Source organism: Brevibacillus borstelensis (genome assembly GCF_037834415.1).
GTDB lineage: Bacteria > Bacillota > Bacilli > Brevibacillales > Brevibacillaceae > Brevibacillus > Brevibacillus borstelensis_A.
In genome coordinates, this window is record NZ_JAUMSJ010000008.1 from 19,186 (window position 1) to 44,652 (window position 25,467).

The 25,467-nt window shown below is 55.5% G+C and carries 26 protein-coding genes and 1 riboswitch; of the genes, 5 read left to right on the forward strand and 21 right to left on the reverse strand.

Annotated features, from left to right (window positions below):
- Positions 1-54 precede the first annotated feature (54 nt).
- The 6 genes from Q3F21_RS09405 to Q3F21_RS09430 all read right to left on the reverse strand — a co-directional run bounded on the left by Q3F21_RS09405 (position 55) and on the right by Q3F21_RS09430 (position 4,981).
- Positions 55-1,023, reverse strand: coding sequence for an MraY family glycosyltransferase (locus Q3F21_RS09405; RefSeq protein WP_340251695.1), 969 nt, complete (start codon positions 1,021-1,023; stop codon positions 55-57).
- Between the two features lie 91 nt (positions 1,024-1,114).
- Entirely contained in the window at positions 1,115-1,429 is a 315-nt protein-coding gene (locus Q3F21_RS09410; RefSeq protein WP_340251698.1) for a DMT family transporter, read from the reverse strand.
- Positions 1,429-1,776, reverse strand: coding sequence for a DMT family transporter (locus Q3F21_RS09415; protein ID WP_340251701.1), 348 nt, complete (start codon positions 1,774-1,776; stop codon positions 1,429-1,431). The genes Q3F21_RS09410 and Q3F21_RS09415 overlap by 1 nt, the downstream gene beginning before the upstream one ends.
- An 86-nt stretch (positions 1,777-1,862) precedes the next feature.
- Positions 1,863-1,962: riboswitch (guanidine-I (ykkC/yxkD leader) on the reverse strand.
- Positions 1,963-2,112: 150 nt separating this feature from the next.
- A complete protein-coding gene (locus Q3F21_RS09420; protein WP_340251704.1) occupies positions 2,113-3,387 on the reverse strand; it encodes a TRAP transporter large permease subunit in 1,275 nt (424 codons plus the stop codon).
- A complete protein-coding gene (locus tag Q3F21_RS09425) occupies positions 3,375-3,866 on the reverse strand; it encodes a TRAP transporter small permease (RefSeq protein WP_340251707.1) in 492 nt (163 codons plus the stop codon). The genes Q3F21_RS09420 and Q3F21_RS09425 overlap by 13 nt, the downstream gene beginning before the upstream one ends.
- Before the next feature lie 92 nt (positions 3,867-3,958).
- Entirely contained in the window at positions 3,959-4,981 is a 1,023-nt protein-coding gene (locus Q3F21_RS09430) for a TRAP transporter substrate-binding protein (protein ID WP_340251710.1), read from the reverse strand.
- 275 nt (positions 4,982-5,256) lie between these two features.
- Between Q3F21_RS09430 and Q3F21_RS09435 the strand changes: the two genes are divergently transcribed.
- From Q3F21_RS09435 to Q3F21_RS09455, 5 genes are all read left to right on the forward strand, one after another.
- A complete protein-coding gene (locus tag Q3F21_RS09435) occupies positions 5,257-5,682 on the forward strand; it encodes a hypothetical protein (protein WP_340251713.1) in 426 nt (141 codons plus the stop codon).
- A 594-nt stretch (positions 5,683-6,276) separates the two neighbouring features.
- Entirely contained in the window at positions 6,277-6,765 is a 489-nt protein-coding gene (locus tag Q3F21_RS09440; RefSeq protein WP_340251716.1) for a hypothetical protein, read from the forward strand.
- 61 nt (positions 6,766-6,826) lie between these two features.
- Positions 6,827-7,540 carry a hypothetical protein gene (locus Q3F21_RS09445; protein WP_340251719.1) on the forward strand — a complete coding sequence of 238 codons (714 nt, stop codon included), beginning with the start codon at positions 6,827-6,829 and terminating at the stop codon, positions 7,538-7,540.
- Positions 7,541-8,084: 544 nt separating this feature from the next.
- Positions 8,085-8,417 (forward strand): L-lactate permease, encoded by a 333-nt coding sequence (locus Q3F21_RS09450; protein ID WP_340251722.1) that lies wholly within the window; start codon positions 8,085-8,087, stop codon positions 8,415-8,417.
- Positions 8,383-8,505 carry a hypothetical protein gene (locus tag Q3F21_RS09455; RefSeq protein WP_340251725.1) on the forward strand — a complete coding sequence of 41 codons (123 nt, stop codon included), beginning with the start codon at positions 8,383-8,385 and terminating at the stop codon, positions 8,503-8,505. Before Q3F21_RS09450 ends, Q3F21_RS09455 begins: the two co-directional genes overlap by 35 nt.
- Before the next feature lie 40 nt (positions 8,506-8,545).
- On the opposite strand, the gene Q3F21_RS09460 is transcribed toward Q3F21_RS09455, so the two are convergent.
- The 15 genes from Q3F21_RS09460 to Q3F21_RS09530 form a co-directional block, all read right to left on the reverse strand.
- A complete protein-coding gene (locus Q3F21_RS09460) occupies positions 8,546-9,493 on the reverse strand; it encodes a c-type cytochrome (RefSeq protein ID WP_340251728.1) in 948 nt (315 codons plus the stop codon).
- Positions 9,494-9,719: 226 nt separating this feature from the next.
- On the reverse strand, positions 9,720-11,096 hold the full coding sequence (locus Q3F21_RS09465; protein ID WP_340251731.1) for a sigma-54-dependent transcriptional regulator: 1,377 nt from the start codon (positions 11,094-11,096) through the stop codon (positions 9,720-9,722).
- Entirely contained in the window at positions 11,086-13,281 is a 2,196-nt protein-coding gene (locus Q3F21_RS09470) for a sensor histidine kinase (RefSeq protein WP_340251734.1), read from the reverse strand. Before Q3F21_RS09470 ends, Q3F21_RS09465 begins: the two co-directional genes overlap by 11 nt.
- Complete coding sequence (locus Q3F21_RS09475; protein ID WP_340251737.1) at positions 13,278-14,297, reverse strand: ABC transporter substrate-binding protein; 1,020 nt, start codon at positions 14,295-14,297, stop codon at positions 13,278-13,280. The genes Q3F21_RS09470 and Q3F21_RS09475 overlap by 4 nt, the downstream gene beginning before the upstream one ends.
- Positions 14,298-14,411: 114 nt before the next feature.
- Positions 14,412-14,858, reverse strand: coding sequence for a methyltransferase (locus Q3F21_RS09480; RefSeq protein WP_340251739.1), 447 nt, complete (start codon positions 14,856-14,858; stop codon positions 14,412-14,414).
- A gap of 110 nt (positions 14,859-14,968) precedes the next feature.
- Positions 14,969-15,613 carry a precorrin-2 dehydrogenase/sirohydrochlorin ferrochelatase family protein gene (locus tag Q3F21_RS09485; protein ID WP_340251742.1) on the reverse strand — a complete coding sequence of 215 codons (645 nt, stop codon included), beginning with the start codon at positions 15,611-15,613 and terminating at the stop codon, positions 14,969-14,971.
- A complete protein-coding gene (gene cobA / locus Q3F21_RS09490) occupies positions 15,595-16,410 on the reverse strand; it encodes a uroporphyrinogen-III C-methyltransferase (protein WP_340251744.1) in 816 nt (271 codons plus the stop codon). The genes Q3F21_RS09485 and cobA overlap by 19 nt, the downstream gene beginning before the upstream one ends.
- A complete protein-coding gene (cobT, locus tag Q3F21_RS09495) occupies positions 16,407-17,462 on the reverse strand; it encodes a nicotinate-nucleotide--dimethylbenzimidazole phosphoribosyltransferase (protein ID WP_340251746.1) in 1,056 nt (351 codons plus the stop codon). Before cobT ends, cobA begins: the two co-directional genes overlap by 4 nt.
- A complete protein-coding gene (locus tag Q3F21_RS09500) occupies positions 17,410-18,954 on the reverse strand; it encodes a cobyric acid synthase (RefSeq protein ID WP_340251983.1) in 1,545 nt (514 codons plus the stop codon). Before Q3F21_RS09500 ends, cobT begins: the two co-directional genes overlap by 53 nt.
- 175 nt (positions 18,955-19,129) lie before the next feature.
- Positions 19,130-20,509, reverse strand: a complete 1,380-nt coding sequence (locus Q3F21_RS09505) for a cobyrinate a,c-diamide synthase (RefSeq protein WP_340251748.1) — start codon at positions 20,507-20,509, stop codon at positions 19,130-19,132.
- On the reverse strand, positions 20,506-21,648 hold the full coding sequence (locus Q3F21_RS09510) for a cobalt-precorrin 5A hydrolase (protein WP_340251750.1): 1,143 nt from the start codon (positions 21,646-21,648) through the stop codon (positions 20,506-20,508). Before Q3F21_RS09510 ends, Q3F21_RS09505 begins: the two co-directional genes overlap by 4 nt.
- Entirely contained in the window at positions 21,645-22,427 is a 783-nt protein-coding gene (cobM, locus tag Q3F21_RS09515; protein ID WP_340251752.1) for a precorrin-4 C(11)-methyltransferase, read from the reverse strand. Before cobM ends, Q3F21_RS09510 begins: the two co-directional genes overlap by 4 nt.
- Positions 22,424-23,140 carry a precorrin-2 C(20)-methyltransferase gene (cobI, locus tag Q3F21_RS09520; RefSeq protein ID WP_340251754.1) on the reverse strand — a complete coding sequence of 239 codons (717 nt, stop codon included), beginning with the start codon at positions 23,138-23,140 and terminating at the stop codon, positions 22,424-22,426. Before cobI ends, cobM begins: the two co-directional genes overlap by 4 nt.
- Positions 23,137-24,366 (reverse strand): precorrin-6y C5,15-methyltransferase (decarboxylating) subunit CbiE, encoded by a 1,230-nt coding sequence (cbiE, locus tag Q3F21_RS09525; protein WP_340251756.1) that lies wholly within the window; start codon positions 24,364-24,366, stop codon positions 23,137-23,139. The genes cobI and cbiE overlap by 4 nt, the downstream gene beginning before the upstream one ends.
- Positions 24,329-25,465 (reverse strand): cobalt-precorrin-5B (C(1))-methyltransferase, encoded by a 1,137-nt coding sequence (locus Q3F21_RS09530; protein ID WP_340251758.1) that lies wholly within the window; start codon positions 25,463-25,465, stop codon positions 24,329-24,331. Before Q3F21_RS09530 ends, cbiE begins: the two co-directional genes overlap by 38 nt.
- Positions 25,466-25,467 lie beyond the last annotated feature (2 nt).

Consider the following 25,467-nt stretch of genomic DNA (forward strand, 5'->3'; position numbering starts at 1 on the left):
GAGCAGGATCGTCGCCATGATCCTGCTCCCCGTCCATTGCGAGCAGCTGTGCTTTTATACTTGCAGCAGCAGCAATATAATCGATGTCAAGCTAAAGCAGACACTGATCAGGCAAAGGAACGCCACTACCTGTTTTTGATTCATGCCTGTCCGAAGCAAGCGGTAATGAGCCTGGCTGGCATCCGCTTGATAAATCGGCTTGCCCTGCAGAAAGCGCTTGGTGACCACGAACAGATTGTCAAAAATCGGCACCCCGAGCGCCAGGATCGGGATAAACAGGGAGAGGACCGTCGCCTGTTTAAAGGCCCCATCCAGGGCGATGACCCCGAGGATAAACCCGAGGAACGTCGCTCCCGCATCCCCCATAAACACTTTGGCCGGCGGCTTGTTGTAGCGCAGGTAAGCGACTGACACTCCGACGAGGACGATGGCCATGATGGCGGAAGTGTTCTGTCCTTTCACCAGAGCGACAATGAACAGCGTTCCGGCCGATATGGCGGAAAGCCCTCCGGCAAGTCCATCCATTCCATCCGAGAAGTTGATGACGGTCGTCACTCCAAAAATCCAGAGGATGGTCAAAATAAACTGTAACCAAACCGGCAAAAGCACGTATTCACCACTAAACGGATTGTAAAAACCTGTAAAGGCAATGCCAGACGCGTAGACAAGCATAGCGGCTGACAGCTGGACGATCAGCTTTGGCAAAGCGGAGAAGTCTTTGCCCTGCGTCTTGTACCAGTCATCGACCGTTCCAATGATGAGCAGCAGCAGGCCGCCCGCCAGCACCGCGATTGTCTGAATCGGAGTTTCCTGCGAAAACAGCACGTATGGCACAGCAAACCCGATATAGATTGCATAGCTGGCCGTCAGCGGGATCGGCTCCCGATGGATTTTGCGCTCGACATTCTTGCGCGGCTTGTCCACAAAATCAAGCCGGAAAGCCAATTTCCCCAGCGGCGGAATCAACAAATACACGATTGCAAACGAAATCAAGAAAGAAAGTACGTAATAAATCGTCACCATCTCCTACAAAATAGGGACTGTCTTTCCGTTCATTATAGGGAAAATGCGGAATTTTGTCGATGATGTTTGTCTGAAAAATCCTGCTTCTGTCCTATGAGATGGCCTTCAGCCCGATCGCAGCCCCAAGCACCATGCAAATAAACAGAATGCGCCGCCAGTCTTTTGACTCTCCATAAAGGAGCATGCCCAGAATGGCACCGCCTGATGCTCCGATTCCGGTCCAGACCGCGTAAGCCGTTCCCATCGGCAGCGTCTTCATGGCCAAGGACAGAAACTGAAAGCTGGCGCCAAAACCGAGAAGCATGCAGACAGTGGATTGCCAATTTCGGTCGCGGTGCATTTTATTGATCATGGCGACCCCGATCATCTCGAAGATGCCCGCCAATACGAGAAAGACCCATGCCATCAGGATTCAGCTCCTTCCTGTAGCGGCTTTTTGTCATCGGTGACCAGCTTGAGTCCCACGACTCCGGCGAGCAGCAGCAGAATCAGCACAATCTTTGCCCATCTGAACGGTTCGCCGAAGAAGACGATCTCGGCAAACACGGTCCCTGCCGTTCCGAGACCGACGAACACGGCGTACACAGTCCCCACAGGCAATTTTTTCCCAGCCATGATCATCATGTAAAAGCTGATGTAGATGGCGACGGCTGTTCCCAGCCACGTCCATGCGTCATACGCGTGCTTCAAGCCGATCACCCAGAACACCTCAAAAATTGCCGCGAAAAACACCTTTGCCCACTCTGTATTCACGTTTCTCCCCCTCTTCACATGTACGCTTTTCCAGCTCTTTGACACAGCAAACAAAAAAAACCGGGCATATCGTCAAATCATAACGATACTCCCGGGCTTTTGTCCCTCCGTGTCACAGCGAGAACGCTGTGTGTTTTCTCTCGGACCTGGCCAGCGATTCGCTGCGGAACCCTAGAAAACATCTTTGCGTGTGCAATTTGTCTTCTACGATAGCAGACAGGAGATTTTTGAGCAAACACCCTTATTTCTGCTCGGGGTCGAAAATGCAGCATCCCGTCGTTTGCTTCGTGTTTTTCGCGTTCTATCTCTTTGATTCTCCGCTTTTGACCAAAAACGTCAGTCTGCCATCTGGACCGGCAGCCACAGCGACAGAGACGGCCAGACGATAATGATGACCAGAACCAGCACCATCAGGGCAATGAACGGGACGACGCCCTTCACGACTTCCTCGAGCTTTTCCCGTGTGATGCCGCTTACCACGAACAGGTTGAGCCCGACCGGCGGCGTGATCATGCCAAGCTCCATGTTTACCGTCATGATAATGGCAAAATGAATGACGTCGATGCCAAGCAGCTGCAGGATCGGCAGGAAGATCGGCAGCGTAATCAAAATAATGGATGTCGGCTCAAGGAACATCCCCATGACAAAGAACAGGAGGTTGCAAGCGATCAAAAACGTCCATTTGTTTACGTCGCCCTCCATGATCCATGCGGCTATATTCTGCGGCACCTGGGCATTGGTCAGGTACAAGCCAAACACCGTGGCTCCCGCAATGATGAAGAAAATCATCGCACTCGTATTCACCGTTTCCCGCAGGATGGCTTGCGTGTCCTTCCAGGAAATCTGGCGGTAGACGAACACAGCCATGATCAAGGAGTAGACGCATGCGACCACAGACGCCTCCGTCGGAGTGGCCACGCCCATATAAATCGTGCCGAGGATCAAAAATGGCAGGAAGGCGGCAGGCAGCGCCCTGATGCTCAGGCGGATCCGCTCCTCCCAGCTCGCTTTCGGTAGACGGCCAAAATTTTTCACCCTCGCGTAAATGACCGCGGCAACGACCAGTACGAGAGTCAAAAACAGCCCGGGCAAAAAACCTGCCATAAACAGCTTCCCGATCGATTCTTCAGCTACCGTGCCGTAGACGATCAGCGGAATCGACGGCGGTATCAAAATGCCGAGCGTTCCTGCCGCCGCGACGAGGCCCATCGAATAACGCTTGCTGTAGCCTGCGGCCACCATCCCGGGGATCATGATCGCCCCGATGGCGGCGGCTGTCGCCGGGCTGGAGCCGGAGATCGCGGCGAACACCGCGCAGGCGAGAATCGCAACCACGGACAAGCCTCCGGAATAATGGCCCACCCATGCCCGCAGCGCATCGATCAACGCCTTTGAAATTCCCCCGCGCGACATCAGCACTCCGGCCAGGATAAATCCGGGAATCGCCATCAGAGTCGCCACGTTCAGTGCCGAGAAAATCTTCTGGGGCAGAACATCGAGATTAAAGCCGCTGTCCAGCAGCGCCAGCGAAGCGGAAAAGACAAGGGCAATCGCGACCGGCACCCTCAACAGCAAGAGCAGGAAAAAGAGGATAAATACTATCCATTCCACTCAATCTTCACCTCTTTTTTCAGACTGGCCAGGAGTTTTTCCACGAAGCGATAGCCGAGCATAAGTCCGCTCACGGGAATGACGAGATAGACGATCCACAGATAAATTCCGACGTCAGTCGACTGTTGCTGCGTAACCCAGTACAGCGAAAGCAGCTTCCCTCCGAAAAAGATAAAACAAAGGCAAAAGAGGACACCGAGCGCATTGGAAAACACATCAAACGCTTTTCGCAAGGCTGGAGAAACGCGGTCATACACAATGTCCACCTGTATGTGATGGCCGTCCCGGAGCGCGACCGCAAACCCTGTCAAAGCTCCCCAGACGACAAAGTAGGTGGAGATCTCATCGACCCACGCTTTCGGACTGTTAAACACATAACGGCAAACTACGCCGTAAAAGATCAGCGAAACGCCGACGACAATCAGCGTTCCCGCGAGGTAATCCTCGAATACGGCATATCGCTCTCGCCATTTTGACATCGTGTCACCCTCCCCGGTCGTTGGTTGGAAGAGAAAGGCACCTTGCTTTCTTAAGGCAGGTGCCTGTCCCGTTTTTCCACTTTACTTAAGGATTACAGCTGTCTGGCTCCGTCGATGATCTCTTTGCCGACCGTCTCGGCAAACTCGTTGTAGACGGGCTCCATCAGCTTGACGAACGCCTCGCGCTCGGACTCGCTCAGTTCGACGACCGTGAGCTTGCCGGAGTTTCTCAGGTTGTTCTCCGATTCTTTATCCAGCTGCACGGCCAGCTCGCGCTCGTATTTTGTCGCTTCGGCCATCGATTCGTCAAAAGCCTTGCGGAACTCTTCCGGCAGCTCGCTGTACCACTTTTTATTGGTCAGGACGATGTAGTCGAGGCGGCCGTGGTTTGAGACGAGCAGGTGTTTCTGCACTTCCACGTATTTTTGCGTGTCGATGTTGTTCCAGGTGTTTTCCTGCCCGTCGACCGTTCCCTGCTGCAGGGCGGTGTAGGTCTCGCCAAACGGAATGGTCGCCGCTCCCGAGCCGAGCGCTTTAAACTGCGCCTCCAGCACCTTTCCTGCCTGCGTCCGGAATTTCAGGCCCTGGAAATCCTCAGGCTTTGCCAGCGGCTTGTTTGCGGTAAACACCTTGAAGCCGTTTTCCCACATGGCCAGCCCCTGCATGTTTTTGCTCTCCAGCGAGCCCAGCAGCTTTTTGCCGAGCTCTCCGTCCCAGAACTTGATCACGGAATCGTGGTTTTTAAACAGGAACGGCATGTCGACGATCTGGAAAGCCGGGTTGAATCCGACCAGCTTTGTCGCAGACGGTGCGATGATCTGCACATTCCCCGCCTGCAGCGCCTCCAGCTCGTCCTTGTCGCCGTAGAGCTGGGAGGACGGATATACTTCTACCTTCACTTTTCCGCCCGTCTTTTCCGCCATCATCTCGGCAAATCTGGCGGCGGCTTTGCCTTTCGGGCTGTCAGCGGTCGTTACGTGGGAAAACTTGATGATCAGCGGTTTTTCCGGTGTATAGGAGGCGGCATCCTGAGTCTTGGAGCCGCCGCAGCCCGCAGCCGTCAGCATCAGGACAGACAGACAGCCTGCCAGTGCAACTTTCCATCCTTTTTTCATAAAAATATACCCCCTGAGCTTTTTTCTTTCGCAATGAAAGCGGTTACCAAAAGTATTGTAGAGAATTTTGGAATGATTATAAATATTGTGTTCTTATTGTTCTTTTTGGTCATTTTGGTCACGGTCGAATTCGTATCGAAGGGATTTTGAGAGAAGAGAAATGGCTCTTATCTGGCGGATTGCGACAATGACAAAAAAGCGACTGATACCGGCAAGGCACTTGCAAGCAGCCCTCTGATCAGTCGCTCTTATTTATACATTGAATAAGTGATAGGATGAATCCCACCCGGGGTTTTGTCACCGCCGGTCTCGCCCTGTTTGTTCCGGATTTTGAAACGCCGATCAGCAATCTTTATACGGCCGCGGTAAAAGGTGCGTTGACCACCTCGCTTGTCGCCTATGTGATTTTTTTCGGAATCCTGCTCTACCATCTGAAGAATGAATCAGGTGTGATGCAAACCATCGCTTCGTACATCGCTCATTCTACGAAGGATCCGAAGGGGAAAGGCAAGGTTGTCAAGAACCTTCGCTCCACATTTGTACAAGCCACACCCGTAATTGGCTCCACCCTCTTTTACGTCGTCCTGTCCGAAATGATGGCCGCCCCTTCGATGACCGATACGCTGGCCCATGCGGCAGCCGCTTTGTTCGGCGGAGCCTTTCTGTTCGTCTCTCCGGTGATCGGGGGGATGGGGGGGTAAAAGAGAGCGAGTATGAGCTACTCAAGAAAATCACTTTGATCATGCTTGGGACGATCTGCCTGGTCGTGCTCGGGCTTGTGGGGATCGGCTTTTCACGTAACAGGCTTTGCCGTATTCATTTGCACTCAAAAACGAGGCGGCTCATCGGGAAGCCGCCTCGTTTTCAAGCTACTGCTTTTGGCTGTTCAGTTCGTACGGCACATCCTTTGGTACATATCCGGCCGGCCAGTCGTTCGCTTTCCGCTTTTATCCATACATTTGACAGATTTATACCACGAAAGCACGATTTCAATTTTATCCATAATACCCTTTTTTTTCATGTTTGATAATGATATCCTTTAAAAAAAGCATTTTGATTCCCTATCTGAAAACCAGTTAATCCCGTTATCTCCTCTCGAATTTCTCACTAGCGATTAGTTCCCCAATGACTACGAATTAAAGAAGCTTCCCGAGCCTATTGTATACACGAGCCTTTGTTGATGAATGTGTGCCGCATCCATTTTCTGTTTTTATATTCGATTGTAAAAAACTGATACATTCCTGTTTTGGAAAAAGTCACAAACACAAAACTTTGGAAGAAGGGGGAATATTATTATGAGGTATTTGATGCTTGTATTATTGATAATTGTTATCTTTTCTGGTTGTTCATTAGGTAGTGAAGATAGTTTCATGTGGTTTCCTTCACCCGAAGCCGCAATTCAAAATGGTATTAAACTAGAAGGTATTAATGAAAGTGATTTGCTAGCAACAGTAGAAACAGACGGCGAAACATTGCTTATTTTTAAGCAAAATGTACCCGAAGGAACGATAGTTGGTGTTGCAAGTTTAAGTAAAAAAGATGGAGAATTCGCATGGTATAGAGAGAACGATCCTGTATTAGTAAAACATCTGGATGAAACTGCATCACCTACTATAACATGTGAAATTAATACTCAATCAAAGAAAATCTTTTACGTTTACCTTGGAGTTACAAGTGCTATTGAGAATAGAATCAGCCTAAAAAACGGAACTAAAGTCCAGCCTACTATTGATAAAAATAGTGGGATCTACTATTATGTTGAATCCGGAAATGACGAAAAATAATCGTTGTATAATTTTGCCTTTAATGGTATTATTTGTATAAATTGGTAAAGAGGGGTATTGAATGAAAAAGATTTTGAAATTTTTGTCTCTTGGCATTAGTTGCACACTAAGTCTATTGATCTTATCTTCTTCAGTAGTCGCAGCAAGTGGTAAGGAAAACAGAGCTTATCAAGAAATTAACAGAGAAAATGCTTTTATTGACCCATCAACCGGTCTGCTAATCACCCCACTAAAAGAGGTTGGTGGCTACCTAGTACCGATTAGCAAAGAAGAATATATAGCTAATACAACGAATTCACACACCCAAAACAACCAGAGAACAATCCCTACAGATAATAAAGCTAATACGATAAATCCTGCAGCTGATTATCGCGAATACTACACCTATACTGAAACCACAAATTCAACTGAGTGGAGTAAAGATTGGATACAAGTTACTGATGGAATTAAATGCACATCAATTGGTGGATGTTCCATTGGTAAGACTGTATCAGCACAAGTCAGTCACTCTTTCAGCGCTTCTGTAGGTGCAGAAAAAGACGCAATTTCTGCCGGAGCCTCCTTTACTTGGCAAAAAACCTATTCATCTACTGAGAACTATACCTTTAATTTAGCTTTAGGGGAAAGAGGATATATCGCATTTGTACCCAGATTCAAGAAAACTGAAGGAGTACTATATAAATATTCTAATTGGGATGGTCTCCTATCGAAAAAAAATGCTTGGGGTCTGTCTCCGAATGGCGGGTACTATACTTTTGTCCATACAGATTATTAAAAATAAGATTTTGATTTTTGGGATACAAGACAGAAGCTTTCATGTTGTAGATAAGCATACTTATGTATTCATTAATACAGCCAATTAGACTGGTAAAAAAGCAAACTTATGCGGCGACCACTACTCGGTATCCACGGGAAAGGTCGCCGGTTTTCTTAGAGTGTTTATTCTCTATTGATGGATATTCACCATTGCCTAATCTCATCCGGAAAATACAAATCTCACATTTCTCATGATGATGCTTCTTTAGTCATTCAATCTTCGCTCCAAGCTTGTTTTCAGCGATCTTCGGGGGCCAGACAGCCAACAGAACGAGAACGAACAGAAAAATGTTCTGCACACCGCTATTCTTTCATCTGAAAAGACGCTTTGATGCTTGGGATGTCGGCAAACATCGCCTCGTATTCCTTCTCCTTTTCGGCATCATCTGGATCCCACTGCACATCTGTCGGCGTGCTGAACGTATACCTTGTCTCCCGTTAATCCATTTTTCCATAATAAGGTAAATATCCCCTTCAGCAAACTGGGTACGGGCAGCGCCCTTTTGTCGCTCCCGACGTTTTTCTATTTTGCCTTGCTGATGGTCTATCTGGCGGGAGGATGGAGCGGAGTCAAACGGCGTTTCTGGGAAACGATGCTGGTCAGCGGTGTTTTCGTCTCTCCGGTGATCGGGGGGATGGGGGGCTTTTTGACCGGAAGCAACACCGGTTCCAATGTGATGTTTATCAAGCTGCAGACGCAAACGGCCGCGCAGCTGGGCACTTCGCCCGAGCTGGTTGCGTATGGACAAAACACGGCGTCCTCCCACTCCATGATGGATTCCCCCTCCCGCGTCCTGCTCGGTGCCACGATGGGGGGGGAAAGAGAGCGAGCATGAGCTGCTGAAAAAAATCAGCCTGATCGCGCTGGGAACGGTCAGTCTGGTCGGACTCGGCCTTGTGCTGATTGTCTTCTTTCCGCAGTAAAAAACGAGGAGGCTCTCCAGAAAGCCACCTCGTTTTCCTGCTACTGCTTTTGACTGTTCAATTCGTACGGCACGTCCTTTGGCGCATTGCCGGCCGGCCAGTCGTTTGCCTTGTCCTTGAAGTCCGGCCGCGGGAAGCTCAAAATATATGCCGCCAGATCTGCAACCTCCTGATCGGTCAACGTTCCCTGCTTGACCCCGCCCATTTCGCCAAGCGGCATGTTCCGCTTGATATAGCCTGCGGCGGTCGAAATCCTCCCCATCCCGGCGCCGATATTGAAGGAGTTGTCGCCCCACAGCGCCGGTCCGGAATTGGACCCCGTCCCGGAACCTTCCGCAGCGTGGCATTGTATGCATGACTGCTTGTACAGACGCTCGCCGTTTTCCACGCTTGGTGTCGGCACCTCTTTCAAGCTGTTTTTGACCACCCAGGGCCTTTCCTTCGTTCCAACCGGAACATCGGTGGAAATATAACTCAGATACGCAACCATTGCCCTCATCTCATCGCTGTCATAAGGCAGCGGCTGACCGTTCATGCTGCGGACGAAACAGCCGTTTATCCGATCCTCGATCGTCAATACCTTGCCCGACCTGGGGATGTACTGGGGATAGACGGCGGCAACCCCCGTCAGAGGGGAAGTCGCGTCCATCCCCGCATTGCCGTGACAGCTTGAGCAGGACAGCTTGTTGCCTACGTAGTCAGGCAGCGCCGTGCTTGTTTCATTGATCAGCTTGTGGCCGTACGTGATGGCTTCCCCCAAAGGGCCCTCCGGCACATCATTCATACTGGGGGGCTTATAGTCCTTAAGCCTGGAAGGTTGCGCTGACATCTCTGCCTCTCCCTGCTGCGAGGCTGTCTCTGTTTTGGCCGCTGTCTTTTCTCCGTTCCCTGCCGGGGTCCCCGCCGTCTGCGAGGAGCATCCGGCGACGATCAGCAGAGCTGCGGTCAACAGCGGCAGTCTTTTCCTCATTGTGATCTGGTTAGCCATAGCTACCACTCCTTCATGTACGATTGGCTACACTTTTTCCCGATGCAAGTGTCGTGCCAATCCGGACAAAAAGGAACGCATGTCGAATGACCGCGTTTTTTGTCTCCTTTCGCTTTGCTGCCAAGAAAAAACCGCGACAATTTGTCACGGTCGCTTCCTGACATTTTGTCGCAGTTGCGGTCTGCCACGGTCTGCCATATTGTCACAGCCGCTGCCTGTCAAATCGTCACGGTCTTAATCCGTACTCTTCAATTTTCCGGTACAAGTTGCGGACGCTGATGCCGAGCGCTTTCGCCGCCCTGGTCTTGTTCCAGTTGGACAGCCTGAGCACTTCCCGGATATGCCGGCATTCCATCTGCTTTAACGAATACACCGCCGTTTCCCCGGCATCCTGTGTTTCGGCGCTGGCCTGCCGCAAACCACCGTCCGCCTGATGGAGCTGCTGAGGAAACAAATCGGCCGCGTCGATGCACTCGCCCTTTGACAGAACGAGCCCGCGCTCGATCATATGCGCCAGCTCGCGGATATTGCCGGGATAGGAATACTCCTGCAGGGCCGCCTTGGCCCGCTCGCTGAGCGCTTTTGCCGAGTACTTCCGCTCCAGCCGCTTCAGAAAGTGCTCGGCCAGCGGCAGGATATCCTCGCGTCTCTCCCGCAGAGGCGGCAGGCAAATGTCCACCACGTGCAAGCGGTAGTAGAGATCGGCCCGGAAGCTGCCCTCCTCTACCCGGCGTTCCAAATCGACGTTGGTCGCGGCGATGATCCTGACGTTTACCTGCTGCAGCCGGTTGCTGCCGATTCGCCGGAATTCCCCCGTTTCCAAAAAGCGGAGGAGCTTTACCTGGAGCGGATAGGGCAAATCGCCGATTTCATCGAGAAACAGCGTTCCCTGATGAGCGATTTCGACCAACCCCTTTTTGGGGGAAACAGCTCCGGTAAAAGCGCCTTTTTCATGGCCGAACAATTCGCTTTCCAGCATCGTTTCCGGGATCGCGCCCATGTTGATCGGGACGAAAGCCCTCCCGTTCCGGGCGCTGTTTTCAAAGATAAAGCGGGCGATCACGTCTTTCCCGGTTCCGCTCTCCCCTTTGAGCAGCACGGGAAAATCGGTCTGCGCCAACTTGGCCGCTGTCGACAACAGCTCCTTCATCACAGAGCTGACCGCGATGATCGGGGCAGCTTTGCCCGCAGCCGAGAGCGCCTCTTTCAATTGCGTGTTTTCTTCCTCCAGCTGCTGTTTTTCCAGCGCCTTTTCCAGCAAAGCCTCCAGCTCGCTTAAGTTGTAAGGCTTGGTCAGGTAGTCGTAGGCGCCGCTCTTCATCGCCTCGATTGCTGTTTCGATGGTTCCGTGACCGGTTACCACGATCACCTGGACCCGGGGCGCCGATTGCTTGCACAGCTTCAAAAAGGTCAATCCGTCCATGCCGGGCATTTTCAGGTCAAGCAGGATCAAATGAATATGATCGCTGGCGACGCGGGCAAGCGCTTCCGCTCCGTCCCCCGCCTCCCATACGCGATAGCCTTTTCGGGTCAAACGGGCGGATAAAAGCTGACGGTATTCCTGTTCGTCATCGACAAGCAGAATCGATTTGTCAAGATGCATGCTCTTTCTCCTTCGCCAATGGCAATACGACAGTTGCGTTGGTTCCTTCTCCCGGTTGACTTCTCATTTTGATATCTCCTCCCAGTCGTTTGACGATCCCGTAACAGACGGACAATCCAAGTCCTGTTCCCTTGCCGATCGGTTTGGTCGTGTAAAAAGGATCAAAAACATGCGGCAGGTGTTCAGCTGCGATGCCCACACCGTTATCGTCAATCTCGATGAGAATCTCGTCCGCTTTCGCCCGGGTGCGAATGTGAATGAGCCCTGAATGGCCGACCGCGTAAAGCCCATTTGTCAGCAGGTTGAGCAGGATTTGCTGCAGCTCCCCTGCAGTGGCCTCCACAAATGGCTGTGCGGCAGTCAAATCCTTGACGATCTCCACCTGTTTGTCCCGCACTTTATGCGAAATCAACAGGATCACGTCATCAATCGCCTGATGCACATCGACCCGTTCGGGCGCTGTCGGCGATTTGCGCGAAAAGTGGAGCAAGCGGGTCGTAATGTCCTTGCAGCGGGCGATCTGCTTGTCCATCGTCTCCAGATACCGCTGCAGCTCGCCCGTTTCGGCCAAGGTCGCGATATCCTCCTCCGCCAAACGATCGCGAAGATCCTGCCCGTAAACAGACAAAATTCCCAGGGGATTGTTGATTTCATGCGCAATCCCTGAAGCCATGAGACCGATCGCCGCCAGTTTGTCCGCCTGTACGACGATCGCTTCCATTTCTCTTTTTTCCGTGATATCCTCGATTACTTCGAGAAAGGCCGACTCTTCTTTGGCCGGATACAAAGGAAAGACCTGATGGCGGAAATAACGCGTCCGCCCGTGTTCATCCACCCGTGTGGAGACGAGCTCCTTCTGATTTTGCGAAACCATCGTCCTCGTTTTCATCGGACAGTCGCGGCACAAGCTGCAATTTTCGCCAATCGCCTGATCGCACGCTTGCCCAAGCAGGTCCCCGCTTCCGCCGAACCACATGCTGATCGTCCGGTTTGCCCAGCGCACGCGAAAAGATTCGTCGATCAGGATAAGCCCCATTCCCAGCCCGCTGACAACCATGTCCAAGCGCTGTTTTTCCTCGATGATCTGATTGGTTTTCACCTGCAGGCTGTGCGCCATTTCATTGCAGGAGGAGGCCAGCCGGCCCAGTTCATCAGAGCTGGAGACCGGGATACGGACACTGAAATCGCCGTCTGCCACTCTCCGGACCGCCGTTTCGATCCGTTCCATCTTCTTGCCGAAAAAGACTGCCGCCGCGATGCTGATCGCAGAGACCATCAGGCCGATCAAAAGCGTGGACAGCAGCAGGTTTTCCTGGAGCCGGGCAAAGGTGGCAAACGCCTTGTCAGCGGGCTGCTCCAGCATGACGATCCAGCTGGTCGCCCGGGAGCGCATCGCGTACCCGATCATTGTCTCCTCCGCCGGAGATTGGAACATGTGTGACACAGGCTTGGCGGTATGCGCCGGGAGGCTGGAGAGCAACAGGTTGTTCCCAACCGTCTGCCCGCCCAATGATCCGGACGGGGTGCCGGGTGCAAGCGCCCCGACCACCGGATGCAAGGATTCATCGAATACATAGAGGCGGGCTGTTTTTTCCAAGCTCGCCTTCAGCGCCAGCTGCTGAACCAGCTCCCCCACATTCAAGCGAACGCGCACACCTCCGCTCATCCCCTGCATCCCCATTCGCGGGACAGCCGCGTCCACCATCATTTGACCGTTTTCGCCTGCGACGGCATGGCCGATATAGGATCGGCCGGAGCGAACGGCTTCAGCCATTTGCCTGTCAATTGCGGTTTGCTTGTGAAGGTCCTGAAGACGCCACCGGTTAAGCTTGTACCATTCGTCACCGTTTGCATTGAGCAGCGAAATTTCTTCCATATAGGGGGAGTTTTTCAAGAACGAATGCTGAAAAAAGTACAAGTCATCTTCGGCGAGATCGGCGGACAACAGGCTGTCGTTGATCATGTCCATCGTTTCAAACGTGTGCGAGAACAGCAGGTCGAGCTCATCGGCTGCGCTTTCCACAAAGCCGCGATTTGCCGCATCGACCTCTTCCCAGAGCTTTCCTTTGCTGATCAGGTTGTTTAGGAACCCCACCAGCAGAAAGGGAAGTATGGACATGACGAGACCGAAGAGAAGCATTTTTGTTTTGATTTTGTTCAAGCCGAAAGCATGATCTGTCTTCATTCATTGCCCCCGTAAAGCTCGTGAGCCAGCGACAACTGTCTGTCCGACAAGGCAATGGAAAGCTTCGCGATGGATGCCGTATGGAGCGACAGCCTGACGTGGTTCGGCCACTGGATCGGCAGCTTTGAGGCGGGAACGCCGTCAAGCAGGTTTGCCACCAACAGGGACGCTTGCTCCCCTTGTTCAAAAAACGAGACCCCGTACGCTGCAAACAGTCCCTTTTTGACTTGCTCGGGATACGCTCCCATCACGAACAGCCGCTTTTCTGTCAATAGAGGCAAAGCGTCCGTGATGGCGTCTTCGAGAATGAGGCTGGGCAGCGGAAGCAGCGCGTCGTACCTGCCGGCTGGGAGCTGCTCCAGCTTCCGCTCTACGTCCGCCGCACTGGAGATCATCAGGATATCTGCACGGATGCCCAGCTTCTCCGCTGCTGTCTCGGCTTCCGCTATTCCTTTTTGGAATAGCGGCGTCTGGTCGTCGGCGATCACCAGCACGTTTTTGGCGTGCGGAAGCAATCGGGCAGTCAGCTCCAGCCGTTTTCCGATCAGACTGATCTGGGCGTTGTCCACCCCTGTCACCTGACCTGTGCCTGCTGCGGATGAGGAAAGCGCGGACGGCAAAGCGACGCCGATAAATACGATAGGAGGCGAGGGAATCGCCATCCGGGCAACCGCTGTCTGGACGGCTGCCGTCTCCTTTGCTCCAGCCGTGACGACGACGTCCGGATGAGCCCGCAGAAGAGCCTCCACCGCTTCGCGATTCTGGGGATGATCCTGCTCGGGCTGCAAGCGGACAGTCGCGTATTCTACGCGCTTTCCCTCGGATAACCCCAGTTTTTCCAGTCCTTCTTTTAATCCGGCAATCTTTTCTGTCCTTCCTTCATTGGAAACTACGACGCCGATACGGCTGACCGATAACGGCTCGCTGCGATTGGAAGCAATCAATAAAAACAGCAGTCCCATCGCTGCTGATATGACACATGTCAGGAAAAACGCATGGCGCGTTCTGTTCACCATTCATCACCAACCCATTCCATCATAGCGGGAATACGGCGGAAAGGATGTGAAAAATTAGCAAATTCTTCTTAAAATAAATCGCGCAGGAATTTTCCCGCGCGTTCTGCACACCAACTATTCTTTCATCTGAAAAGACGCTTTGATGCTTGGGATGTCGGCAAACATCGCCTGGTATTCCCGCTCCTTTTCGGCATCACCCACCACCCACTGCACATCTGTCGGCGTGCTGAACGAGTATACCTTGTCTTTCGTTTCGCCGATTTTCTCCAGGTGAATGATCGTTGTCAATTCCTCGCCGTCCTGCTTCCATTCTTCCTGGGTCCAGATTCTGACCTCGCACAGAATCCCGCCGGGCTGGTTTGCTTTGCTCAAAAAGAAAATCTGCTTTTCCGTTTCTTTCACCTCGTATTTCCCCTCCCAGCTTTTGGGGAGCTGCAGCGTAAAATGATGCGTCGTGTTTTCGTACAAAATGCTCTGGGCATCCTCGTTCTTTTCCGAGCAAGCGTTCAGAAAGCAAAGCGACAGAATTGCCAAGCAAAATCCAAGGAAGCGGCTTTTCATGGGACATTTCTCTCCTTCATCATGGGCGGATATTTTTTATGCTCATGATGAAAAGACGAATCAGACTGTAAAAAGTTTCCTGTCCGACCGATAAAAAAACCGGTCACCTTTCAGGTGCCGGTCCGTCCTGCCTTTTCGATGATTCTCTCCGCCTCCAGATTCCTTCGCTCCCACTCCCCTGTTTTCGTCCATTGGAGGAAGCGGTCGTCCAGCAGTTCCGACAGGAGCTTGCGCTTGCGCTTTTCGTCGAGCGACAGCGCAAGCACGCGGCTCCGTACAGCTCCAAGAAACGCTGTATATTCCGCGTATTCGGGACCGATGTCCATCTCCACCTGTTGGCGCAGCTTCTTGGCCAATCCCGGATTGTGCCCGCCTGTAGAGATGGCGATCTGCAAATCCCCCCGCTCCACGACGGAAGGAACCGTAAAGCTGCACAGGTCGGGCCTGTCGATGACGTTTACCCACTGGTGGGGACCGCAGGCTTGATAAACGTCCAGATTGACAGCCGGATCGTTGGTCGCTGCGACCACGATCAAAGCATCCCGTACATCCTCCGGAGAAAACGGCCGGCGAAACAGGGCAATGCCCCCCGCCTTTGCCCACTCTTCAATTGCATGGGAGCAGGCTGGACTCACCACGACTACATCGGCGCCGGCATCGAGCAGGCCGGCGATCTTTCGTTCTGCCACCCGACCGCCGCCGACGACGAGGCAGCGCTTGCCCTGCAGATTGGCCATCATTGGATAGAGGCGCATGTCCCTGGCTCCATTCGCTCAAACCAGCTGATCTTCTCGCGCATGTTGACCACGTCGCCCACCAGGATGATCGCCGGGTTGGAGATGCGCGGCCCCGCCGCCAGCCGTTCCTCGATATCAGCTAAAGTTCCGGTCACAGTCGTCTGCTCGGGCATTGTTCCCCAGGCGATCACGGCGACAGGCGTTTCAGGGGCGCGGCCGTGGGCAATCAGCTGTCTGCGGATCAGCGGAAGATTGCCGACTCCCATGTAAAAGGCCACGGTATCGATGCCTTTCGCCAGCGCCTGCCATTTGTCGCTGCCGGCGTCCTGTGCGCTTTCCGCTTCCGCACCTTCCGTCCTGCCCTCGCGCAAATGTCCGGTCACCACCGCAAACGACGATCCGTACTCCCGATGCGTCACCGGAATGCCGGCGTAAGCCGGAACAGCAATGCCCGCTGTCACGCCGGGGACGATCTCGAACGGAATGGCGTGCTGAGCGAGATGCTCCGCCTCCTCGCCCACTCTGCCGAATACGCATGGATCGCCTCCCTTTAGCCGGACGACCGTCTTGCCTTCCAGCGCCTTTTCCGCGAGCAGCGCGTTGATCGCCTCCTGCCGCATCGTGTGGTTGTCCGGAAGCTTGCCGCAGTAGATGCGTTCGGCGTCGTCCGGGACATGCTCCAGCAGGGCCGGGTTCGCCAGCCGGTCGTAAATCACCACATCTGCCTGCTGCAAGCACTCCAGACCTTTCACGGTAATCAGCTTCGGGTCGCCGGGACCCGCTCCTACCAGGTAAACGCGACCAGTCTTGCTCACTTGCTGCTCACCCCCGCCTCGTCAAACGTGGCCATTTCCCGCAGCATCCGGGTCGCCGCCTCGACGATCGGAAACGCGACCACAGCTCCGCTGCCTTCCCCAAGCCTTAGGCCAAGGTCCACAAGCGGCTCTTTGCCAAGTGCTTGGAGGGCAAACGCATGGCCCGGCTCCTGTGAACGGTGTCCGGCCAAGAGGTACTCGGCTACAGCCGGGCAGAGGCGAATAGCCAGCAAGGCGGCGACGGTCGAAATGAAGCCGTCCAGCAGGACCGGGACTCGCCGTGACGCCGCGCAAAGGACGGCTCCCGCCATCGCGCCGATCTCCAGGCCGCCTACCTTGGCGAGCGCATCAAGCGGATCGCCCGCGTCAGGCCGATGCAGGGAGAGCGCCTCTTTGACCACCGCTTTTTTCTTTTCCCATTTCTCGTCGGAGACTCCCGTGCCGCGTCCGACCAGCTCATCCGGCTCCGCTCCCGTCAAGGCGGCGAGCAGGGCGCTGCTGGCTGTCGTATTGCCGATGCCCATCTCGCCGACGATCAGCAGCTTGGCTCCTTCGTCAATGATCGCCGCGGCGCTTTCGAATCCCGCCTGGATGCACAGCTCCGCTTCCTCGCGGGTCATCGCCGGCTCGCGAAAAAAGCTGGCTGTGCCCGGGCGAATTTTCTTGGCCCAGACGCCGGGAGCGTCCACATCGACAGCGACGCCGACGTCCACTACGTGAAGCAGCGCCCCGATCTGACGCGAGAACACATTGATGGCTGCCCCTCCCTGTGCGAAATTGGCTACCATCTGTGCAGTCACTTCCTGCGGATAGGCCGACACGCCCTCTGCCGCCACGCCATGGTCGGCGGCAAACACGAGGACGCCAGGCGGTGTTACCACCGGAAAAGGCTCCCCTGTCATCGCTGCCAGCTCCACGGCCAAGCTCTCCAGTCTGCCCAGGCTGCCGAGCGGCTTGGTCAGTTGGTTCACATGCCTGCTTGCCTGCTGCGCTGCCTCCTCATTTCGCGGTTGTATGGCTTCCAGCTTTTTCTTCCATTCTGCTGTGCTCATTTTCGCACTCACTCCCCTGAAAAGCTCTCATCTGCTCTTCGATGATGTCCAGACGCACATGGCTCCTGACTGTATCCGCGATCAGATCGAATCCCTGCTCTCTCAACGCGACGAACGATGGCCGCTCTGTGATCGGCGCAAGTCCCTTCTTTTCCCGGATCGAATTGAGCAGGAGCATCCGAAACGAATCGCTGTGAAACAATCCATGAAAATACGTGCCAAGCACTCGACGCTCATCATCGCAATAGCCGTCCGTGCGATCCTCCAGCTGGATAAGCGGAGATGCCTGGCCCGTAAAAGCCGATCGGCCCATGTGGATCTCGTATCCGTCCAGGCGGATCTGCTCTCCGGCAAAAGCGGCGATCCCCTCAGACAAAACGGTGGTCTTTCGCTCCTCCAGCGTTGTCTCCATCGGAATCAGCCCCATGCCGGTTGCCGCTTTGACCGGAGATTCCACCCCCGCCGGATCTCGGATCACGCTCCCCAGCATCTGATACCCGCCGCATATTCCCGCTAAAAAGCTGCGTCCTGTCCGGTGCAGCTCCAGAATCGACTGCTCCAGCCCTGTCTTTCTGATGAACAGCAGGTCTTCCAGGGTGTTTTTGCTCCCCGGCAAAATAATCAGGTCAGGCTCGTCCAGCTCTTCCGTACGGGTGACAAAGCGGACGCGGCAATCCGGCTCCACGAAAAACGGGTCGATATCGGTAAAGTTGGAGATGCGGGGATAGCGAATGATCGCGATGTCGATCTCCCGCGTCTTTTCCGCCTGCCCCTGATAGCGGTGCAGGATGAGCGAATCCTCGGCGTCGATCCACAGGTCGGGAATAAACGGAACGACGCCGAGCACCGGCTTGCCCGTATAGCTTTCAAACCAGTCCAGCCCTGGCTGCAAGAGCGTTAGATCGCCGCGGAACCGGTTGATGATCACCCCGATCACCCGCTCGCGGTCGCTCGGCTCCAACAGTTGGAGGGTGCCGACGAGACTGGCGAATACCCCGCCGCGCTCGATGTCGGCGACGAGAATGACCGGCGCGTTCACCAGCCGCGCTACCCGCATGTTGACCAGCTCGCGGTCATTTAAGTTCACTTCCGCCGGACTGCCTGCTCCCTCGATGACGATCCGGTCATAGGATGCTGCCAATCTTTGATAAGCGGCTTCGATCACGCGCAAGCCCTGGTCGTAAAACTCGGTCCGGTAGGCCATCGCTTTCATGTTGCCGTACGGTTCGCCGTTGACCACGATCTGGGATTCCGCGTCGCGGGTCGGCTTGATCAGGATCGGGTTCATGTCTGTCGTGGCGACGATGCCCGCCGCCTCGGCCTGAACGCCCTGCGCCCGTCCAATCTCCTTGCTGTCTATCGTCACGTACGAGTTGAGCGCCATGTTTTGCGATTTGAACGGCGCCGTTCGGTATCCGTCCTGGGCGAAAATACGGCAAAACGCCGTCGCGATCACGCTTTTCCCCGCGTCGGAGCTGGTTCCCTGAATCATGAGCGGCAGGGCTTGGGATTTTTCCTCCTTCGCCGGAGCCGGAGCGTTCCCCGGGAGGCTGGCAGGCGCTGTTTGAACGGTTGCACGAGCCACGCTGTTTGCAACTCCGGCTCCGTTCTCGCCAAGCATGCCGTTGCCTGCAGAGAAAGTTCCATCGCGGTCATGGACTCCATGATCAGCCATGGCCCTTCACCTCCAGGCACCGCTCCACCCAGCGCTTCGCCAATGCCGGATTGGAGGCAAAGTGCAGGTGGGTGTAGCCCGCGACGAGATTGTCTTTCGCGTACCCTTCCGGCTTGGTGCCGCGCAGCCCTTTCGTCTCATAGGCATGCGGCAATTCCTCCTCGGCTGCGAAGGTCGAATAATGGAATTCGTGCCCTTTCGCCTGCTCGTCCGGCCCGATCAGGAAGTTGTCCGCTTTTCCGGTGACTTCGCGGTAGCCGAGGGCAGCCAGGCGCTTTTGCATCGCGACTTTTCCCGGGATCAGTCCAACCATCGGGTATACGCTGCCGTCGGTCGTCTCGATTGCTTCTGTCAGATACATGAACCCGCCGCATTCGGCAAGCGTAGGCAAGCCAGAGCGGACGGCGTTCCGAAACGATTCCAGAACAGCTGTGTTTCGCGACAATTCCGCGGCAAACTCCTCCGGAAAGCCTCCGCCGATGTAAAGTCCGTCGGCATCGGGCGGCACAGTCTCTCCGGCAAGCGGAGAAAAGTAGTGGAGCTTGGCTCCGCACGCTTCCAACAATTCAAAATTCTCCGGGTAGTAGAAGTGAAACGCCGAGTCTTTAGCGACGGCGATTTTTACCCGCGGGGATTGGCCGGAAACAGCCGCAAACATCCGAGGCTCCACCACAAGCTCTTCAGCCTCGGCCAGCTCCCAGATTCGCTCCACGTCGACCGTCTCCGCGATCAGGTCGGCAAGCCGCTCAAACAGCGGGGCAAGCTCGCCGCGTTCGACGGAAGGCACCAGGCCGAGGTGCCGCTCCGGTATTTCCAGATCGCTCTCCCGCTTCAAATAGCCCACGACAGGGACGCCGCACTCCTGCTCGATTGCCGTTTTGACGATCTTGAAATGCCCTTCGCTGCCGACCTTGTTGGCGATCACTCCAACGATGCCGGCTTCCTGATTCAGCATTTGGAACCCTTTGACGATCGCTGCCGCACTGCGGGCCATGCTCTGCGCATTGATCACCAAAAGGACCGGGGATTTGGTGAGAATGCTGATCTCCGCCGTGCTCCCCTTGTCATTTCTCGGGTCCTTGCCGTCGTACATGCCCATGACGCCTTCAATAATGGAAATGTCGGCGCCCCGGCTGCCCCGGGCGAAGATTTCCCTCATCGTATGGTGATCCAGCATCCAGCTGTCCAGATTGCGGGAAACCCGTCCGGTCACGGCTGTGTGGTACGTCGGATCGATGTAGTCCGGACCGCATTTGAAGCCTTGCACGACATGGCCTTTGCGCTTCAGGGCGGCCATCAAGCCGATGGTCACGGTCGTTTTTCCCGCCCCGCTTCCCGTTCCCGCGATGACGAGTCGGCGGCTCCTGCTCATGGTCTTCCCTCCCCGCCATACGGCATCAGGGCGACGGAAATGGTCACGTTGCCCGACTTTTTCTTGGTCAGCACGAGCTGGTCGACGCCGGCATACAGCTTCGCCGCCGGTTCGCTCACTCCGTACGCGCCGGTAAACTTGTACACGGTCTCGGACGGCTCCTCCAGCTTGACTGTATTCAGCTTCTCCGGCGAATACCAAACAAACGGCCAGCCGTATTTGCGGCAAACCTCTATGAGTCCCTCTTCGTCCTTTTTCAGCTCGATCGTGGCGAGAGCCTTCACGCTCTTGATGGAGAACCGAAGCTCAGCCAGCGTTTCCTTGATCACCGACTCGATTTCATCGGCGGAGGTGCCGCGGTTGCAGCCCATCCCGAGCACGATCACCTTGGGCCTGTACAGAACGCCGTTTTCCAAAATGGCCTCTTCCTCGGGAGAAAGGATTCTGTGGGTGACGACCAAAGCGCCGTGCGGCTCGGCGGCAAGTGCTTCCGAAATCGTATCAAACACGTGGATGGACGGGGGCATCGGCGTATCATGCATCCACCAGTTGCGCTCGCCCGACTCTACGACGACAGCGACTTTTTCCTCGTTGACGACCGAGGCGCTGACCGGCGTCAATTTTTCGTCAGACTCCCACTCCCAGCCGAAACGGCGGCCGAACAGATCGACGGGAATCGTCTTCTGCACGTCGGAGGCCGTGGTGATGACCGGATTTGCGCCCAGCACAGCGGCCACCTCCCGGGCAAGCTCGTTGGCGCCGCCCAGATGCCCCGACAGCACGCTGATCACGTTTTCCCCCCTGTCGTCGACGACGACGACGCCGGGGTCTGTTTTTTTGTCCTGCAATACAGGAGCAATCATCCGAATCACCGCCCCGAGGGAAATGATCAGGATCAGTCCCTTGTAAGCAGGCCACAAGGCGGGGAACAGCAGCCGCACGCTGTTGTTGAAAAGCTGAACGCCTCTGGCTTCCTCGTCCCCTTTGGCAAACTTGCTCATGTAGTACAGGTCGCATCCCGGAAAGGTCTGGTGAAGGTTGCGGGCCATCTCCACGCCGTGCTTGGTGATGGCGACGATGGCGTACTCGCCCCGCTGCCTGATCGCCGGGATTTCTCCTTCGGTCAGCTCGATGATCATCCTTCTTTCACACCTTTTCTGTACCCGTGCGTAAAGGTTTTATCGTACAGCTTGGAGCGGTGCTGTTCGCTTTTGGCGTGGATGTCGGGATCCAGCGCCCATCCGGTCAAAATCATCGCGTGGGAGCGGATGCCGTTTTTGCCCATTTCCTCATCCAGGTCCTTGAGCGTCGTCCGGATGATGATCTGATCCGGCCAGCTTGCGCGCTGCACCACGGCAACCGGCGTCTCCAGACTCCAGCCCGCTTCCGTCAGCTCCCGGACCACTTTTTTGGTCAGCGTGGCGCTCAAAAACAGCGCGATGGTGCAGTGATGCTCGGCAAGCGCACGCAGCTTTTCCCGCTCCGGCACAGGCGTCCGTCCCTCTGCACGCGTCAGGATCAAGGTCTGGGTCAGGTCAGGGATGGTCAGTTCCGCTCCGACCGCCGCTGCCGCCGCGAAGACGGAGCTGACGCCAGGGACGATCTCGACCTCGATGCCCGCCTCTTTCAGCAGAGCGATCTGTTCCATCGTCGCTCCGTACACGGACGGATCGCCGGTATGCAGGCGCACGACTGTTTTTCCCTGACGGATGCGGTCGACGAGCAGCGCCACCATCTCCTCCAGCGCCATTCCCGAGCTTTGCAGAACCTCGGCCCCCGGCTTCGCCTTGGCGACCAGCTCATCGTTTACAAGCGAATCCGTGTAAAGGACGACATCTGCCGATTGCAGCAGCTTCAAGCCTTTTACCGTGATCAAATCCGGGTCTCCCGGTCCTGCGCCAACTATGTACAGTTTCATCCCTTTTTCACCACCATCAGCGTCAGATAGCCAAGCTCTGCCCGCTCCAGCTCGCGGACATTGGTCCAGATCATTTCCTCGGAAGACGTGACTTTGGTCGCTACTGCGGCGTGATCGACCAAGTCCAGCTCTTTGAGCAGCCCGATGATCATCGGCAGCACTTTGGCTACCTTCAGGAAAATGACGCAGTCGTGCTCTTCAATCGCTTTGCGCATCGCTTCGCGGTCTTCTGTAGCCGGAATGATTCCGATTTGTTCATCGCCGTCCGCGAGCGGCAGATTGAGGCGGGCTGCCGCGCCGAGAAAGGACGAAATGCCCGGCACCGACACGACCGGAACTTCCGGGTATTTCTCCTTCATGACGCGCATCATGTGAATGAATGTGCTGTAAAACAGCGGGTCTCCCTCTGTGACAAAGGCGACATCCTTCCCTTCGCGCAGCCGCTCCCAGACGATGTCAGCGGTGTTGTTCCATTCCCGCTCCAAAATTTCCTTGTCCTTGGTCATCGGAAAAACGAGGCCGAGCATTTCCTTGTCCGGCGAAGGCTTGACGTACAGCTCCGCGATTTGGTGCGCGTAGCTTTTGCTGCCCATCCGCTTCTTGGGATAGGCGACGACTGGCGATTGCTGCAAAAGGCGAAATGCCTTGACCGTGATCAATTCCGGGTCTCCCGGACCGACTCCGATGCCGTACAGTGTTCCGATGGTGCTCACTCGCTGTCTCCTCCTTGCTTGTCCTCCTGCTTGGCCCAGGCGGTAATGATATAAATCGGGTTCAATCCCTCAAACCTTGTCATCGACAAAATCGGCTTGCTGCGCGAAAGCTGCGCCAGCGTAACCGATGTCTCAAAGCCTTCCGCGGCGAACGCCTGCGTCGCTTCGTACAACGTCTCGATCGTCGCGGCGTTGATCACGATGCGGCCATTTGGCCTCAGCCGGCTGCAGCAAATGCCGAGCAGCTCGCGAAGCTCGCCGCCGCTTCCTCCGATAAACACCGCATCCGGGTCGGGGAACTGGTCGAGTCCCTCCGGAGCCTTGGCGTGCACAACTGTAAAATCAGTGCGAAACTTGGCCATGTTCTCCCGGCAGTTGGCGAGGTCGTCCGCGTTTTTCTCGACCGCGTACACTTCCCCTTCGCGGGCGATGCGTGCTGCCTCAATCGCCACCGACCCGGTGCAGGTGCCGATGTCCCACACGATGCTTTTGGCGTGGAGCTGGAGCTGCGCGATGCTCAGAATGCGCACTTCTTTTTTCGTGATCAGCCCCTTGTCGGGCTTGCGCTGGGAAAACTGCTCGTCGGCGATGCCGAGCGGCCACACCGGGCTCTGTCTGCGTTTGCGCAGAATGACCACGTTCAGCTCGGCGAAGACCCCGACTGCCATCTCCTCCAGCGAGTACCAGCCTGTCCGCTCCTCTGGGCTGCCGAGATTTTCCCCGACGAAGGCTTCGTACTCGTTCATGCCAAATGAGAGCAGGTAGCGGGCGATTGCCGCCGGGTTATTTTCCTGATCCGTCAAGAGCGCCACTTTTTCCTTGCCGTCGATGCGCTGGGCCAAACCCTTGATGCTGCGCCCGTGAACGCTGAGAAACGCCGCATCCTGCCACGCCTCGCCCATTTTGGCGAAAGCAAGCTGGATCGAGCTGAGATGCGGGTAAATCTCCACCTGCAATTTTTTCGCAAGCAGGCTGCCGATTCCGTAAAACAGCGGATCACCGGAGGCGAGAATCACCGTTTTCCGCTTCTCCTCGCGCAATTGCTCGACCACGGCGGTCAGGCCGCCTTTCAGGACCAGCTTTTCCCCCGGAAAATCGGGAAAAAAGGAGAGGTGTCGTTCTCCTCCCACGAGCAGCTCGCTTTCCTCTATCCATGTACGGTACAACGGCAGCAGGCTTTGCTCCCCGTCATCCCCGATTCCAATCACCTTCATTGCCTGTGTCATGAACCGTCACCTTCCCCAACAGGGTTCCTTTCATCGTGATCAGCATGGTCTCGATTTCCATGCCTCCGCCTGCCTCGCGAAGCCCTTCCCGCGAGCAGCTTTCGCACAGCTTTTCAAAAAAGAGCGGGTAGTCTGCCATCATGTCCCCTACCTGGGAAGCGGTATTGGCTCCCCGCGCCTCCTCGACCAACGCTTCCGGGGCGCCCGCCTCCCGGACGAGCTGCGCCAGAAAGCCGAAGTCGACAGGAGCGCTTTTGGAGTGGACCATCATGACGCCCTGAGCCACCTTGGAGAATTTCCCCATCATGCCCACCAGCGTCACCTTTTCGATGCCCTTGAGCTTGCACTGCTTGAGCGCGAAGCCGACGAAATCGCCCATTTCCACGAACGCTTCCTCGGGCAGTTCGGGGTACTGCGTCATGCCGAACTGCTCGCTTTTGCCTCCCGTGGAAAGCACGATGTGGCGGCAGCCCATCTTCTGCGCGACGTTGATCGCCTGCGCGACGCTGGCCTTGTAGGCAGACGTGGAAAACGGCACGACGATGCCGCGCGTTCCCAAGATGGAGATGCCCCCGATGATGCCGAGACGCCCGTTCAGGGTCTTCTTGGCGATTTCCTCGCCAGCCGGTACGGAAATGACGATCTTGATCCCCCGCTCGATCCCGTGCTCATCCAGTACAGCCTGAGCTGTCTCCCTGATCATTTTGCGCGGGACCGGGTTGATCGCCGCCTCGCCGATGGGAACGGGCAGGCCCGGCTTGGTGACGCGCCCCACGCCGATTCCGCCGTCCAGCACGATCCCCGGTTCGTCCAGCCAGCTCACTGTGCTGATGATCAAAGCGCCGTGGGTCGCATCGGGGTCGTCTCCGCCGTCCTTGATGATGCCTGCGGTCGCGGACAAGGCATCGTACTCGCAGCTTTCCATCTGAAAGCTGACATCCTGTCCGATCGGCAGACGGATCGTCGCCTCGCGTTGTTCTTTCTGCGTGATCAGGGCGGTCAGCGCCGCTTTGGTGGCTGCTGTGGCGCATGAACCGGTTGTATAGCCGTGACGCAATGGTTTTGCTTCCTTTTCCTCCGCAGTCGCTTTCCCCGCCATGA